This is a genomic window from Grimontia celer (assembly GCF_900055185.1).
GTDB lineage: Bacteria > Pseudomonadota > Gammaproteobacteria > Enterobacterales > Vibrionaceae > Enterovibrio > Enterovibrio celer.
The window spans coordinates 913,099-928,400 of record NZ_FIZX01000002.1; the positions used below are offsets into that span (position 1 = coordinate 913,099).

A 15,302-nucleotide genomic window follows, 5' to 3' on the forward strand; every position below is an offset into this window, starting at 1 on the left:
ACTCAATGTTTAACAAATAGCTGACGAGGGAATTCGCATAGTGTCTCAGCGCCACGCCTTGTGATCACGATGCTCTCTGTTGTCTCCATTCCCCAATCATCCATCCACAACCCCGGCATAAAATGGAACGTCATGCCTTCTTTCAATACAGTGCTGTCGGTTGGACGCAGGCTCATGGTTCTTTCGCCCCAATCAGGTGGATAACTGAGTCCAATAGGGTAACCACAGCGTGAACCTCCACGGTCAAAGCCGTATTTTTCCATTGTCGCATTGAGTGCCGCTGCAATATCACCGCAAGTATTTCCGGGTCTGGCGACTGCCATGCCAGCTTCCAAGCCTTCATTGAGCGCATCATTGGCACGCTTGAAATGGTCTTCTGGCTCACCGAGATAGATGGTACGCGAAAGCGGGCAGTGGTATCTGCGATGAACACCAGCCATTTCGATAAAGGTGCCTTCACCGGATTTAAAAGGCCTGTCATCCCAGGTCAAATGTGGCGCTGAAGCGTCTACACCAGACGGTAAAAGCGGCACAATGGCAGAGTAATCGCCAAAGTGGCCATCATGTCCCATCACCGCATGTTTATTTATTTCAGCGACAAGAATGTGTTTTGGTAGCCCTGGCTCAATTAGCTCGTAAGCGACGCGATGCATGTTTTCCACAATTCTTGCTGCAGCGCGCATGTAGTAAAGTTCTTGGTCCGACTTTTCAGCGCGGCACCAATTCACCAGCCCGGTTGCATCCGCAAAGGAGGCGTTGGGAAGATTTTCCTGAAGCGATTCATAGGCCGTGGCGCTGAAGTAATAGTTGTCTTTTTCCACCCCGATACGGCCTCTGTCCCAAAGCTTTTCGTACAACACAGAGTTAGCGAGGTATTCCATAGGATGAAGGGGAGGGTTCATCACATAGTGGTCGGGATAGCCGACAACGTTATCATGGTTCATGTAAACAGTGCGGCGAGCGCCATTGGCATCTTGATTCCTACCAAACCACAGTGGATCACCTGTATACCCAATGACGACACACTGCGGAACGTAAAAAGACCAGCCGTCATAACCGGTTAGCCATGCCATATTTGAAGGGTCGTGAATGATGAGTAAATCCAATTCACGGTTTTCCATGGCCGCACGAACTTTCGCCAGCCGGACGCTGAACTCATCAAGCGTAAAATTAAGCACAACGTCACTCATGCCCCATGCTCCTTTTGGTACCGCCCATACAGGACGAACGTTGACATACAGAGTCATCGCCAGTTATCGCTATGGGTCTTGTTGGGGCGACTTATCGCTCAGACCAGATAACTGTTTTGCCTCTCAGCTTTGTGCTACCCGTTTTCATTTTTGCTGTGCGGGTGCGCTGCTAGTTTTGTCACCTTTCTCTATTGCTATGTAACGCAAGTAATTTGCATCTCATTACTTACACTTACACCACTGTTCAAAAAACAGTCAATAATAAAATACTCAATAGTTTGGGCTGACGAGCATCAATGATGGCTCGAGACGGCTAAAAATCTCGATTTCTCATTATTGATACGTAGTTGCGAAAATTTCTGATCTTTGCAATCAACCAGCATAAATCAGACCGAATTTTTATCGAACTCGATACGGTTCAAAGATATAGCAGATAAAATTCGATACTATCCTTGCTCTTGCATCTTTCTGAACAAATGGAGCGAATGCCAATGTTGAATTGCTAATCACCTTAAATTTATGCCTTTGTTTTTACGCTTAATTTTATCTGGTGATGACGCGATCCATCATGGTGAGCTTTGTTGTTGTTCTGTTTATTCCCACGCTTACCCTCTGATATGTCGTTGAACGCCAACACGGAGCCTAATATGGAAAAACTCCCCGGTGGTCGAGATGGTATATATCGGGTTCGCAATCAAGTAATCCGACCTGCTAATAAAACGACCCAGACGATTCATGGCCTCTTGAACCACCTTCATCTGCAAGGTTTTCATCAGTGCCCCATACCGATTGCCCTAGACCATGAACGTGAAACAGTGAGCTTTGTTGAGGGTCAGGTTTATAACTATCCGCTTCAAGGCAATATTGCATCCAAACAAACATTAAAAAGCGCGGCAAAGCTACTGAGACAAATGCATGATGCTTCAGCTTCTTATGTCGATAGTTTGAAGGGGAATGAAAATTGGATGCTCCCAGTACGCAAACCAACTGAAGTGATTTGCCATGGTGATTATGCGCCATACAACCTAGTTCTCGATGGTGAAGAAGCTGTTGGCATCATTGATTTTGATACTGCTCATCCTGCACCAAGGATGTGGGATTTGGCCTATGCAGTGTATTGCTGGGCGCCCTTTAAAACTCATGAATTCGATAAAATGGGGACGTTAGATGAACAAATCGCTCGTGCTGTGATCTTCTGTAAAGCGTATGGCATGACCAAAGAGGAGATAAGCGGCCTGCCCGATGTCATGATCGAAAGGTTGGAAGCTTTGGTTTCGTTTATGCGAAAAGAAGCTGAAGAAGGAAATGAAGCATTTCAGCAGAACTTAGAAGATGGACACGATTTAGCATATGAGGAAGATATTCAATATATTTTGCAAAACAAGAAAGACATTTTAACTATGTTGTTTAAATGATTTAACTAATCATATATAAAAAAATCGGCAGTGCTGCCCATTTAAATGGAATCACTGTCGATATTTTTAGGTAGTGATGATTAACTAAAATTTTTAACAACAATAGGAATGCTATTCGTTGAATTAATATTAAGTTTCCATTTATTTTTAATTGAGAGCATTTGACGCCGCATATATAATCCGCCAACTTTTTTGGCCTTGCCCCGAGAACCAACTCATCAACATGTGGAAAATGCCTTCTTTAAGGTCCTGTTACGATACCTATGTTCGTGACATCTCGATCGTCTTCTTGCTTTTGCTTCCTTTGACTATTTGTAATGCGATTTCGATTTTTGTTGGCCATTTTTTAAACTTTGCTGCACTTCCTGACATTGCGCAAAAGTTTTTCTATTTTTCAAATTTGTTAATTGGTATTTATCCAATAGCACTTTGTATTATTACAACTTATTACTTGTCGACAAAGCATAACGTCAACCCAATGGTTGTGGTGCCTTATTCGCTGGTTATGTTTATTGCTATTTCTTTATCTAATGGACTGGTGGCAAGTAATGGCTTACCGAATAATCCATTGGTGGCGTTATTAACGGCTATTGTTGCCGCAATTTGCTGTGTTTCTGCCCGACTTTATCCATTAGACCCTTCCAGATTGGACTTTGTCAGTGCGCTTTATAAACAAGCAGCACATTTCTTCGGCTTTTTGTTGTTGACGATCGTCTTTACCCGAATCACCGGGAGCATCATGCAGAGCTCAGCGGTATTTAAAGATCACCTCAGTTTGGACCCTCTGACATTTGCAGGTGGGTTGGCGTATCAGTTCGTGCTTGGCCTTCTGGGGGCTGTAGGTATTAATGGCCACAACTTTCTGTTCCGCGTTAAACAACGGCTATTCGAAGATACACAGCAGAACATCTCAGCGTGGCAGTTTGGTGAAGAACCATTGAATATTCTGAGCCAGGGTTTTTACGACGCTTTTTTGGCGATAGGGGGATCCGGCAATTCTCTGAGTTTGCTTTTGTGTGTGCTCCTGTTTTCCCGTGAGAAAAGACACATTGCGCTGGCACTTTCCGCGCTGCCGTTGGTGATGTTTAACATCAACGAGCTGTTACTATTTGGTTTACCTATCATCTTCAACCCAACGCTGATCGTCCCATTTGTGTTGGTGCCAATGGCAAGCTTTATTCTGGTATACAGTGTCATGGCATTGGGACTGGTCAATCCGGTAAGCACCATTGTTGACTGGATGACACCGCCATTCTTGAGCGGCTATCTTGCCACTCAGAACAGTTTTGCGGGTACTGCATTGCAGATCGTTGTTATCGGGATGGGTGTGCTGATTTATCGTCCTTTCTATCTGCACTATGCAGGTAAAAACAGCACGGATAGCAAAAGCATGTTGCGAAAAATGGAGATTGAACGCAGTACCCTTAAATCCTTTTTGGGGGATGTAAATGAGTCAATGGGTAGCTATATCAGCAAACATGAAGTCAGCCAACGCATCAGCAAGATGATGAATCGTGGTGAGTTTGTGATGTTCTATCAGCCTCAGGTAAATCTAAAAGACAACACCCATCTAGCGTTCGAGTCTTTGATACGTTACCGCGATGATAGCGGAAATATGATTCCTCCTTCATTCATCAGCGATTTTCAGATGCTAGGAGCGATTAAACAGCTCGATGAAATGGTGATCGACCTTGTGCTTGCGGACATGAATGCGTTGCCACTGCTACAAGGCTGTAAGGTGGGCATAAACATTTCGGCTGAAACGATTTCTGACAGAGATATCGTAGACAGCATTGCGGAACGGCTGCATTACTACAAAATACCGGCGACATCGCTGGAAATTGAAATCACGGAAGAGGCACTTCTTGAAGACCATGAGCAAATCAGCCGCAATATCAATGCGCTGCAACGTCTTGGTGTGAAGGTGGCCATTGATGATTTTGGCTCTGGTTATGCGTCTTTCCCGCACTTGCTGAAATACAACTTCGACAAGGTGAAACTGGACCGCTCTCTGTTGTTGAACGTGAAAGAAGAAAGAGGGCAAAACCTCTACCAACTGTTGGCAAAAATCAGTGAGGTAACTGGATGTGCGCTGGTTGCTGAAGGGGTAGAAACCGAAACAGAGAAAACCTTTGTGGAAAGCTGTGGTATTGATATTTGCCAGGGATTTTACTTTTCCCGACCGTTGCCGCTTGATGAAGCCATTGCTTGGTCAAAGAAACAAACAGAGACGACTGAAGGCAACGAATCACAACCAGCAGAGTGACAAATAAAAGAAGGCCGCGACAAACGCGGCCTTTTTGTGTTTGAGATATCGATTAGTTGAAGTCGAGAAGCTCAACTTCGAAAATCAGTGTCGAACCCGGCTTGATAGGACCTGTAGACATGTTGCCGTACGCAAGCTCAGCAGGAATGAAGAAGCGTGTTTTGCCACCTTTCTTCATCAATTGAACGCCTTCGGTCCAGCCTTTGATGACTTGATTTAAACCGAACTCGATGGGTTCACCACGTTGGACTGAACTGTCAAAAACTGAGCCGTCTAGCAAGGTTCCGTGGTAATGCACTTTTACACGAGATGTGGCAGTAGGTTGCGTATCTCCTTCACCTTCTTCCAACACCAGATACTGCAATCCAGAATCAGTGGTGATAACACCTTCTTCCTTGGCGTTTTTGGCGAGGAACTCAGCACCGATTTTCTTGTTTTCTTCAGCCGCTTTTTTCGATTTTTGGCGGATAAGGATGATGAAAACAACCATCACGAGGATGACGAGGGGTAAAGCGAAATCCATTGTAACTCTCTCAGTTGGTGACCTGGCTGCGCCAGTGGATAGCGTTCATTATCCAGAACTCAGTAACGAATTGGAATACATGGAATTACATCCTCTTCCTGTTTGGCTACGGTGCATTGCTTTGGTGCAACGCTTGCCCCAAATGTAGTCATCTTCGTGATTGTAACCAACTGAAAATAATAGATTTCCCTGGATTTTCGGTAAATTCATAATTGGTACGGTGTTTGCTTTATAGAATTTGTGCTCCACAGCACGGCTTACACTCACTATCTCCGAAAGGAGATGAATTAGTTAGCGCATTCTCCTTGTTGCTTGTCTCCGCTACGTTTTGCACTGGCGGAGATTTTTTTACTTCAAACTTAATTCGCTTGTCACACTCTATTGTGATCTTTGTTCAATCTCATTGAATTATAAAGACTTTGCATACAGTTTGCCGTGCGGAAACCTACCGCCCAAAACTTGTGAACCATGATGTCTTCATGCAAAAAATTCCCGCAAAAAATGTAATTAATTAAATTCATTCCGAAGCACGATACCAAACTTTGCGATTTTCATTCGCGTCAGAAATTAAGTGGTGAAAGAGTAAATCTGAAGGAAAACACCAACACCCAAGACGTGGAGAAAAATAATATGAATAAAGGACTTAAGTTCACCGCGATTGCTGCATGTGTGGCCGGAGCGCTTGGCGTTACCGCGACTGCTACCGCTGCACCATCGCACGATAAAGCCGTTATTGGTTACCTAACACAATGGGAAGCGTGGAAGGGCACTGATGCGGGCTTTAGCGTAAAAGGTGAAGCAACACATCTGAACGTAGATATGGATATCTACAACATCCTCAACTTTTCATTCTTTGGCGTAGCGAAAGACGGCTCACTGCACAGTGGCGACCTTCGCAATAAGAGTATTTACCAGCCAGGCTCGGTTCAGGAGCCGGGTCCTTTGCTTCACCCAGATGTATACTCAAGCTGGGATTTCCACATCCTTTGGGGTGAACTGGAGTACATTCACGAGTATCCAGGAAACGAGCCTTGGCAAGCAGAAGCACTGGCAAAAGTTCAGGCTCAAGGTTTTGTAAAAGATGGTCGTGGTTGGAAACATGCACCAACCGGTATCACTGGCCAAATGCCAATCCCTTTGAAAAAAGCGGGTGGCGCACCGGGTTTGATCGACTTGGCGAATGAAAAAGGCGTTCAGGTAATGGCGTCTATCGGTGGTTGGAGTATGTCCAAGCACTTCCCAGAAATGGCAGCAGATCCAGTCAAGAAAGAACGCTTCCTACAAGACATCGACAAGCTGATCGCCCTGGGTTTCCACGGTATAGATATCGATTGGGAATACCCGGGCTCAGGTGGTATGAACTTTACCGGTACGGATGCAGACTACGCAAACTTCGAACAGCTGATGGATGATATCCGCGAGCGCATCGGTCCAGACCGCCTTCTGACAGCGGCATTTAAAGCTGTGCCAGCGGCATTGGAAGGTTACGATTGGGCGCGCCTGCAACGTTCAATGGACTACTTCAACATGATGACTTACGACCTGAATGGTGGTTGGTCTAATGTAACCGGTCATAACTCTCCACTCTATCCATATCCAGAAGAAGAGTTTGAAGGGTTAAACCTGGATACACTGAAAAACTGGATGGTGAACGTTAAGGGCATCAACCCGAAACAAATCAACTTTGGTGCCGCGTTCTATGGCCGTGGTGTTCAGACAACAGAAGCGGAAGCTTACCTTGGTGCGCCGACAGACAAACGTAATGTTAACTTCTCAGTTGATGGTCCAAGTGTTTCTGCAGTAGACCTGACTAACTGGAAAGTGTTTGAAGGCCAACCAAACTACAACTATCTGATCAAACAGCCAGGTTGGGCACACAAGTGGGATGCAAACGCGGAAGTACCGTATGCAGTGAAAGGGAAATACTTCCTGAGCTATGACGATCCAGATTCAATTCGTAAGAAAGCGGAGTACATCGTAAATAACGATTTGGGCGGCATCATTGTATGGCAGGTGCATGGTGACATTCAGTGTGAAGGCTCGTTCGTTAACTATGGCACCAAGCTGAAGCAATGTACCAATCTCCGCTCGCCGTTGGCTGAGCAAATTGATCAGGTGTTCAGCGCGAATATCATTCCAAACGAAGCGCCAGTTCTGGCCTTGCCAGGCGCTCAAAATGTCGATAGCGGGGCGGTGATTAGCTTTACCGTGTCAGCGACTGATGCAGACGGCGACGCGTTGTCGTTTTCAGCTCAAGGTGCCGACGTAACGGATAACGGTGATGGTACCGCAACGGTGACGTATAAAGCGCCAAACACTGCGGTAGACCTGACTGAAACGGTGAGCGTGAAAGTCTCTGACGGACGTAAGTCTGACAGTGGTTCAGTGACGGTGAATGTGAAAGGTTCAGGTGATGTGGTTAACACTGCACCAGTACTGACTGCACCAGCATCTGTTTCTGTGAAAGCAGGTGAAACCGCAGTGATTGACCTTTCAGCAACTGATGCCGAAGGTGATTCTCTGACATTTACAGCGTCTTCAGGAGAGCTGGTTCAAACAGGTAACAGTGCGACGGTATCTGTGGCGACAGTTGACTCAACGGAAAACAGCGTGGTTAACGTCGTTGTTACTGTGACTGATGGTGTAGAAACTGTTGAAGCAACTGTGGTTGTGAACGTTGAAGGAAATACGCCAGTAGACAGCAACTGGGATCGAAACAAGGTTTACAACACTGGCGATAAAGTCGTTCACAACGGTGTTGAGTACACTGCAAAATGGTGGACGAAAGGTGAAGAACCAGGAACGTCTTCGGTTTGGGAAGCGTTCGATGACGGTTCAGCGAAAGGCTGGAGTGCTGACAAAGTCTACAACGGTGGCGATGTTGCTATCTATGAAGGCAACACTTACAAAGCGAAGTGGTGGACGAAAGGTGATGTACCTGGATCTGCTTGGGGTCCTTGGGAACTTCAATAATCCGATGGAATAACACTGAATGCATCAAGCGGCTCCAGTAAGATGGGGCCGCTTTTTTTATTCCCTAGCTTTAACGCCTATCTTTGGTGTTTTTGGGATAACACATTCAGGCAGCTTCCTAACCGAATGAAAAATAGCACATAAATTTACTTTCATTCCGAGATAGTTTTTATCTATCGCTGGCGTAGAAATAACCCATTGGTATCTAAATCAGATTGCTCCTATACCTATAATCAATCCACCTCACAAAGCGGGCTTGAACCATACTAAACCCGCTGAATATGCTCAGAGAGAGCATTCGAAGTGGCTTGATATAAGGACGTTAACACGCCCTAAAAACTGACAACAAGGAATCACAATGGAGAGCAACCATGTCTAACGCAAGCCAATGCCCTTTTCACAATGCTGCTGGTGGCGGCACAACAAACCGAGATTGGTGGCCTAATCAACTGCGTCTCGATATTCTTCATCAACACACCTCAGAATCAAATCCACTCGATCCAGATTTCAATTACCGCGAAGCCTTCAGCAAACTTGACCTCGAAGCGGTAAAACAAGATTTACATGCTCTTATGACGGACTCACAGGAGTGGTGGCCAGCTGACTTTGGCCACTATGGTCCTTTATTCATCCGTATGGCTTGGCACAGTGCGGGTACTTATCGCACCGCTGATGGGCGTGGTGGTGCAGGTACAGGTAACCAACGGTTCGCTCCAGTGAATAGCTGGCCGGACAATGGCAACCTTGATAAAGCGCGTCGCCTGCTTTGGCCAATCAAGCAAAAGTACGGACAAAGTATTTCATGGGCTGACTTACTGATCCTCACCGGTAACGTGGCGCTTGAGTCTATGGGTTTCAAAACTTTCGGTTTCGCAGGTGGCCGTGAAGATATTTGGGCGCCAGAAGAAGATATTTATTGGGGTCCGGAAAACACGTGGCTTGACGATAAACGCTATTCAGGTGAGCGCGATCTGGAAAATCCATTGGCTGCTGTGCAAATGGGCCTGATCTACGTTAACCCAGAAGGCCCGAATGGCAATCCTGATCCTCTTGCTGCAGCAAAAGACATTCGTGAAACCTTTGCCCGCATGGCGATGGATGACGAAGAAACTGTCGCGCTGATTGCTGGGGGGCATACTTTCGGCAAAACCCACGGCGCTGGAGATGCCGCCTTGGTGGGAGCTGATCCGGAAATGGCACCACTTGAAGCGCAGGGTTTTGGTTGGGCAAGTAGCTATGGCTCTGGTAAAGCGGGTGATGCTATTACAAGCGGTTTGGAAGTGACCTGGACACAGACACCAACCCAGTGGAGTAACTATTTCTTCGAAAACCTGTTCGGCTACGAGTGGGAGTTAGACAAAAGCCCAGCTGGCGCACACCAGTGGATCGCGAAAAATGCTGATGGTGTTATCCCAGACGCGTTTGATGACAGTGTAAAACGTCTGCCTACCATGTTGACCACGGATCTGTCACTGCGTTATGACCCGGCATATGAAGCGATTTCCCGTCGCTTTATGAACAATCCGGACGAGTTTGCAGATGCATTTGCCCGCGCATGGTTCAAATTGACGCATCGTGACTTGGGTCCACGTGCCCGTTATCTCGGTTCAGAAGTACCTGCTGAAGAGTTGATTTGGCAAGACCCAATCCCTTCGCGTGATTATGACCTGATTGATGATGCGGATGTGGCACTGTTGAAAGGGAAAATTGCCGAAGCAGGGCTGTCAGTATCTGATTTGGTGACAACCGCCTGGGCGTCAGCGTCAACCTTCCGTGGCTCAGATAAACGTGGTGGCGCAAATGGTGCCCGTGTTGCTCTGGCACCGCAGAAAGATTGGCAGGTTAACCAACCCCAGAAACTGGCAAACGTTGTTGGCAAGCTCGAAGGTATTCAGCTTGATTTTAATAGCTCGCAGTCTGGCAGCAAACGTGTCTCTTTGGCAGATCTGATTGTGTTGGCGGGCAGCGTTGGTGTTGAAAAAGCCGCGCAGAATGCAGGTCATACTGTATCAGTGCCTTTCACCGCTGGCCGCTCCGATGCATCCCAAGCGCAGACAGATGTAGAATCGTTCGCCGTGCTTGAGCCGCAGGCTGATGGCTTCCGTAATTTCCAGAAAACCAAGTATGCCGTTTCGGCAGAAGAGTTGTTGGTTGACCGCGCTCAACTCCTGACGCTGACCGCGCCGGAGATGACAGTATTGGTTGGTGGCCTTCGTGTGCTGAACACCAATGCAGGTGGAGATTGCCATGGCGTGTTCACCGAACGTCCGGAAGCGCTGAGCAACGACTTCTTCAAAAACTTGCTCGACATGAGTGTCGAGTGGAAGCCGCAAAACGGTGATGATGTTTTTGAAGGCCGTGACCGCCAATCAGGTGAACTTCGCTGGACGGGCACCCGGGTGGATCTGGTGTTTGGTTCTAATTCTCAACTCCGCGCGTTGGCAGAAGTTTACGCCACGCAGGATGCTGAAAAGAAATTCGTCAGTGATTTCGTTTCAGCTTGGGTGAAAGTGATGAATCTTGACCGTTTTGATTTATCTGCATAATCAAAAACAAAGCCGCTGCATAGTCAGCGGCTTTTTCCTTTATTGCTCTGTATGTTCAGCCTAAATTTCCAGTAAATGGTAGAAACTGAGAATCTTCATAGGGTTTAGGGATACTTGCCTTTACTGATATACCTATCTTGTGCTTGATTGGAAGCATCGCATTCATTTTTAATCACTTTGTCTGGTGCTCATATGCTCGCTCGCTATGCGGTCGCTCTTTTACTTGCATTCATTTCCGGCTGCGCTTCATTATCGAAATCGCCATCCCTAACGACCGACCCCAATTGGGTATCTGAAACGCTACCAAACGGCATGCGTTATCATCTGTATCCCATTGATGGCGAGCAGATTGAACTGCGCTTAGTGGTGAATGTAGGCAGTTTGAACGAAGAAGATAAAGAGCGGGGCTATGCGCATTTCATAGAGCATATGGCTTTCAACGGCACCCAACGTTTCCCAAACAATTCTGTCTTTACGGAGTTCGCGCAGGTTGGGGTGGAATTTGGTCCCGACATCAATGCGGTGACTGACTACGGACGCACTGTGTATCAACTTTCCTTGCCCGACAATAAACGCCTGCCAGAAGCATTGGACTGGTTCCGCGATATATCAGACGGTATGACACTCGATCGCAATGAAGTGGCAGGTGAAGTGGGGGTCATCTTTGCGGAGTGGCGGCGGGACAATCGAGAAGATACATCCTGGCCTTTGAAGCTCTATGAGGATTTGATTGATGACTCCCTTTACATCGATAGAGATCCTATTGGTACAGAATTCACATTAAACAGGGTGACACCAGAACGTCTGAGAGCGTTTTACGACAAGTGGTATCAGGCGAACCGCATTCAATTGGTTGTTATTGGGGGCTTTGATGCCGAGGATGTGCAGGTCGAAATAGAAGAGGAATTTGCCTCACTCCGTTCAGAAAGCCCAAACCCAGAGCCACACAGTATTATTCCTGTAGATAGAGACACTCAATATCCACTCACGCTTTATGCTTCTCAGGGGGAATCGCCTGCCTTGGTGGTGAGCTTCAAGGATGGTGAGGACAAATACCCGCAAACCTTGGCCGAGCAAAGGGAGTTGTGGCTTCACTGGATGATCTTGGATGCTGTTCAGCTTCGTCTGGAAGAACAGTTTGAACGGGAAAATCTCGCTCATAATGGTCTGTATTTTAACTTCGGATTCCTGCCGGGTTGGACTGTGTATGAACTGAGCGTAGAGTTCAACGACATCGACCGCCCTTTTGTGCTGGACTCTGTTGCGCGGAACATTGCATCACTTAGAGATCATGGTGTGACCTTTGATGAGTTCCTATCCCTTCTTGAACAATACGAATCCAGTATTTTCTTCCATGAAGACCAACTTCCTATCGAAGTCGCGGAAAATGTCTACAACGATCTTTACTACAATCGCTTGCCTCAGAGTCGCTCAGAGCAAAACGCCAACTTCAACAAATTCCTTGAAGAGATTGAACTTGACGATCTAAACCACGAGTTGGCGCGTCTGCTAAAACCTTCAAACCAGTCACTATCATTGGTATACGGCAAAGGAGAGTCTATCGCCAACGCTGAAAAACAGCGTGATCGCTATATGAATACGGTCGCCAAACAAGGCGACGTAATCAGAGTCTCTTATGCAGAGGTACAGATTCCTCAGCCTGAATCATTTTTGTCTGTGTCAGAAGATGCGATTGAAATGGCTGAGAACGTGTTTCGTTGGAAGTTGCCGAATGGCCTGCCTACGCTCTATTACAAAATGGACGACAGCTATTACGAGACCCAAGTCGTGCTTCAGGCCAAAGGTGGTGTAGCCGCTATGTCGACGAAAGAAAGGGCGGCACTTGATTTTCTGTTCGAGACATATCGCAATGGGTCAGTGGGTGATGTGTCATCGAATGATTTTTCCCACTACCTTGAGTCGTTAGGCGTCAATATCGAGCCGCAGGTTTATGGAAACAGCCATAACTTTTCTATGTATGTGCCGACTGAAGCCTTGCTCGATGGCCTCAATGCAATGCGTTATCTCGTCGAAAATGCCACGCCAAATAGAGTGGCGTTTGAGCGGGAAAAAGTGCGGTTGATTGAACGAATGAATCTCGCACAGACCTCCCCTTATGAAGTCTTTGGACGTGCGTCTATTGACTTGATTTATCCTGCGCCGTCCTATGAATCAGCGTTGACGACTGAGGACTATGAATCGGTGACATTTGAAGATGTTACAGCGTTGTTCGACAAGCTGTTTGGTGACATGGGACATTTCAGTGTGTATGTCGTGTCAGACGAGCCATTGCTGGCTGTTCAGGGGGTAGTCACTGCGTTTTTAGGCAATATGAAAACTACCCGGGAGAAAACAGAAGCGAGACCGTTAAGCTACAACCAAAGGGGGGGAAGGGTGATTAAACATCTCTCGCCCGAAAATCGAACATATGTAGAGCAAGTCTACATTCGCAGTTCGACACCTCGTACAGTGGATTCGGTGTTTGCAGAGGATTTACTCAATCGCGTATTGCAGACGCGTTATAACCAAATTGTTAGAGAAGAGTATTCACTATCGTATGACCCATATTTTTCATCCTGGACCTGGGATGGTGAGGATGTTGTTACAACGACAATGACTGCATTGGTTTCCCCGGACAAGGAAAAAGAACTCACATTGCTGTGGCCGAAAATCAGAACGTCATTGACTAAACCTGTGACGAAAACAGAACGTGATAATGCTGCGCGCCAGTTGATAAAAGATTTGTATGAATCCCAGACCGATCCACAATTTCTGGTGGGAAGTATCGCGCGATACGATCTCTGGGGCTATGACCTTGAAGGGTTGATTTTCCCTGAGCAGGTGATTGAGAGAATTGATACCAAGACCTTATCCGAGATGGCATCAGTGCTGTTTGAAGATGCAGCATTTTTTGAAAGCATCCTGAGACCGATCAAAGCCAAATAGCCCATAGCACCAAAAAAACGCGCCCCGAAGGGCGCGTTTTTTATTGTTCTTGCTAACAGATAGTTTAAATCTATTAGTGTGATTTCTTGCCACCGAAGTATTTTTCAAGGATTTCTGGTGTCAGTTCGCCTTTCTCTTCCAGCGCTTTCAGCTCAGCAACGATACGCTTTTGTTCTTCCATTGAAGGCAATGGAATGTCGGCTTCACGCTCTGGCGCGTCTTTCATCAGGTTTTCTAAATCGATCATACGGTTAATACCCAAATTGCATTTGGTCGTATTTTAATGAAAAAGTGACGAAGCTATCAAGGCCGCAGCACGTCTATCGTCGCATCCCTTAATATCAATCAATTTCTTGTGTTTTATGGCATTTTGTAACACTGTAACAAAGATACCCGAGTGAATTGATTCCCTTTTGCATTAACTTCTTCAACAGATAGAACGGGATAGAGGATCTTGGTGTAGGTGCTGAACATTTTGGCGTGTTCAGGCTGAATTGACTCGACATCTTATGATGGAAAGCCAACTGACAATAATAAGAACTAAGGAAAGGTAACTATGTCAGATATTCTTGAAGTCTACGTAACCAACGCTTTTGTAGCAGACAACCAAGGCGGCAACCCAGCAGGGGTAGTAATAAACGGTGACGGGCTAACCGTCGAACAGATGCAATCCATCGCGGCGGAGCTTGGCTACTCTGAAACCGCGTTTATCTCACCTTCCAAAAAAGCGGACTACCGTGTTCGCTTCTTCACACCGACCGAAGAGGTTGATTTCTGTGGTCATGCTACGGTGGGCACGTTTTCTACGCTTTTGAAAACAGGCAAAATCGAACCGGGCGAATACAAGCAGGAAACAGGCGCTGGCGTGCTTGGTGTGTCCGTAACGTCGGAAGGCCGTATCAATATGGAGCAAGTCCTCCCTGAATTTGGCCAAACCTTCAGCGAGGAAGACATAGCACCATTGCTCGGTCTGTTAGCAGAAGATATCTTGGCGACAGGTATGCCAATTAAAGCGGTTTCAACAGGGCTGTGGGATATCATTGTACCTGTTGATGACGAAGCAAAACTGCTTGCCATTGAGCCTGACCAAAAAGCGATTGCTGCCTTCAACCGTAAAACCAACACCGGGGCGATTCATGCGTTTGCCATGACTCCGACAGAATCTGATATTTCTGCACGATGCAGGAACTTTGCTCCAGCATTGGGGATTGATGAAGAGTCTGCAACGGGAAGCGCGGCAGGTGCTTTGGCTTCGTACCTTCACGTTTATCAGGGTGGAAAATACCGCTACCTATTCGAGCAGGGCGAGGTACTGAACAAGCGTTCACTGTTGTGGGCCAGCGTAGAGTCAGATAATGACGAAATAAGCGCAGTATTCGTTGGTGGTTCCAGTGACAAACCAATACGCATTCCTTACCGTTTGGAAGCAGAAGCGGTTTAACG

The 15,302-nt window shown here is 46.6% G+C and carries 9 protein-coding genes; 6 read left to right on the forward strand and 3 right to left on the reverse strand.

Annotation, left to right across the window (positions count from 1 at the left end):
- Nucleotides 1-2 precede the first annotated feature (2 nt).
- Nucleotides 3-1,190, reverse strand: a complete 1,188-nt coding sequence (gene doeA, locus GCE9029_RS14295; protein WP_062664060.1) for an ectoine hydrolase DoeA — start codon at nucleotides 1,188-1,190, stop codon at nucleotides 3-5.
- A gap of 647 nt (nucleotides 1,191-1,837) precedes the next feature.
- On the opposite strand from doeA, the gene GCE9029_RS14300 reads away from it, so the two are divergent.
- Complete coding sequence (locus GCE9029_RS14300) at nucleotides 1,838-2,605, forward strand: phosphotransferase enzyme family protein (protein WP_062664061.1); 768 nt, start codon at nucleotides 1,838-1,840, stop codon at nucleotides 2,603-2,605.
- Nucleotides 2,606-2,828: 223 nt separating this feature from the next.
- Nucleotides 2,829-4,871 (forward strand): EAL domain-containing protein, encoded by a 2,043-nt coding sequence (locus GCE9029_RS14305; RefSeq protein ID WP_062664064.1) that lies wholly within the window; start codon nucleotides 2,829-2,831, stop codon nucleotides 4,869-4,871.
- Between the two features lie 52 nt (nucleotides 4,872-4,923).
- Here GCE9029_RS14305 and bamJ read toward each other — a convergent pair whose 3' ends face one another.
- On the reverse strand, nucleotides 4,924-5,394 hold the full coding sequence (gene bamJ, locus GCE9029_RS14310) for a BamJ family beta-barrel-assembly machinery protein (protein ID WP_062664065.1): 471 nt from the start codon (nucleotides 5,392-5,394) through the stop codon (nucleotides 4,924-4,926).
- 630 nt (nucleotides 5,395-6,024) lie between these two features.
- On the opposite strand from bamJ, the gene GCE9029_RS14315 reads away from it, so the two are divergent.
- The 3 genes from GCE9029_RS14315 to GCE9029_RS14325 all read left to right on the forward strand — a co-directional run bounded on the left by GCE9029_RS14315 (nucleotide 6,025) and on the right by GCE9029_RS14325 (nucleotide 13,859).
- Nucleotides 6,025-8,367 (forward strand): glycosyl hydrolase family 18 protein, encoded by a 2,343-nt coding sequence (locus GCE9029_RS14315; protein ID WP_062664067.1) that lies wholly within the window; start codon nucleotides 6,025-6,027, stop codon nucleotides 8,365-8,367.
- Nucleotides 8,368-8,738: 371 nt separating this feature from the next.
- Entirely contained in the window at nucleotides 8,739-10,913 is a 2,175-nt protein-coding gene (gene katG / locus GCE9029_RS14320) for a catalase/peroxidase HPI (RefSeq protein ID WP_062664069.1), read from the forward strand.
- A gap of 192 nt (nucleotides 10,914-11,105) precedes the next feature.
- Nucleotides 11,106-13,859 carry a M16 family metallopeptidase gene (locus GCE9029_RS14325; RefSeq protein ID WP_062664071.1) on the forward strand — a complete coding sequence of 918 codons (2,754 nt, stop codon included), beginning with the start codon at nucleotides 11,106-11,108 and terminating at the stop codon, nucleotides 13,857-13,859.
- Nucleotides 13,860-13,932: 73 nt separating this feature from the next.
- Here GCE9029_RS14325 and GCE9029_RS14330 read toward each other — a convergent pair whose 3' ends face one another.
- Nucleotides 13,933-14,106 (reverse strand): ATPase, encoded by a 174-nt coding sequence (locus GCE9029_RS14330; RefSeq protein WP_062664073.1) that lies wholly within the window; start codon nucleotides 14,104-14,106, stop codon nucleotides 13,933-13,935.
- Between the two features lie 309 nt (nucleotides 14,107-14,415).
- On the opposite strand from GCE9029_RS14330, the gene GCE9029_RS14335 reads away from it, so the two are divergent.
- On the forward strand, nucleotides 14,416-15,300 hold the full coding sequence (locus tag GCE9029_RS14335) for a PhzF family phenazine biosynthesis protein (protein WP_062664075.1): 885 nt from the start codon (nucleotides 14,416-14,418) through the stop codon (nucleotides 15,298-15,300).
- Nucleotides 15,301-15,302 lie beyond the last annotated feature (2 nt).

Bases quoted from the DNA above. Each gene is read 5' to 3' on its own strand.
- doeA (WP_062664060.1), bottom strand. From the start codon at position 1,190: ATGAGTGACGTTGTGCTTAATTTTACGCTTGATGAGTTCAGCGTCCGG.
- GCE9029_RS14300 (WP_062664061.1), top strand. From the start codon at position 1,838: ATGGAAAAACTCCCCGGTGGTCGAGATGGTATATATCGGGTTCGCAAT.
- GCE9029_RS14305 (WP_062664064.1), top strand. From the start codon at position 2,829: ATGTGGAAAATGCCTTCTTTAAGGTCCTGTTACGATACCTATGTTCGT.
- bamJ (WP_062664065.1), bottom strand. From the start codon at position 5,394: ATGGATTTCGCTTTACCCCTCGTCATCCTCGTGATGGTTGTTTTCATC.
- GCE9029_RS14315 (WP_062664067.1), top strand. From the start codon at position 6,025: ATGAATAAAGGACTTAAGTTCACCGCGATTGCTGCATGTGTGGCCGGA.
- katG (WP_062664069.1), top strand. From the start codon at position 8,739: ATGTCTAACGCAAGCCAATGCCCTTTTCACAATGCTGCTGGTGGCGGC.
- GCE9029_RS14325 (WP_062664071.1), top strand. From the start codon at position 11,106: ATGCTCGCTCGCTATGCGGTCGCTCTTTTACTTGCATTCATTTCCGGC.
- GCE9029_RS14330 (WP_062664073.1), bottom strand. From the start codon at position 14,106: ATGATCGATTTAGAAAACCTGATGAAAGACGCGCCAGAGCGTGAAGCC.
- GCE9029_RS14335 (WP_062664075.1), top strand. From the start codon at position 14,416: ATGTCAGATATTCTTGAAGTCTACGTAACCAACGCTTTTGTAGCAGAC.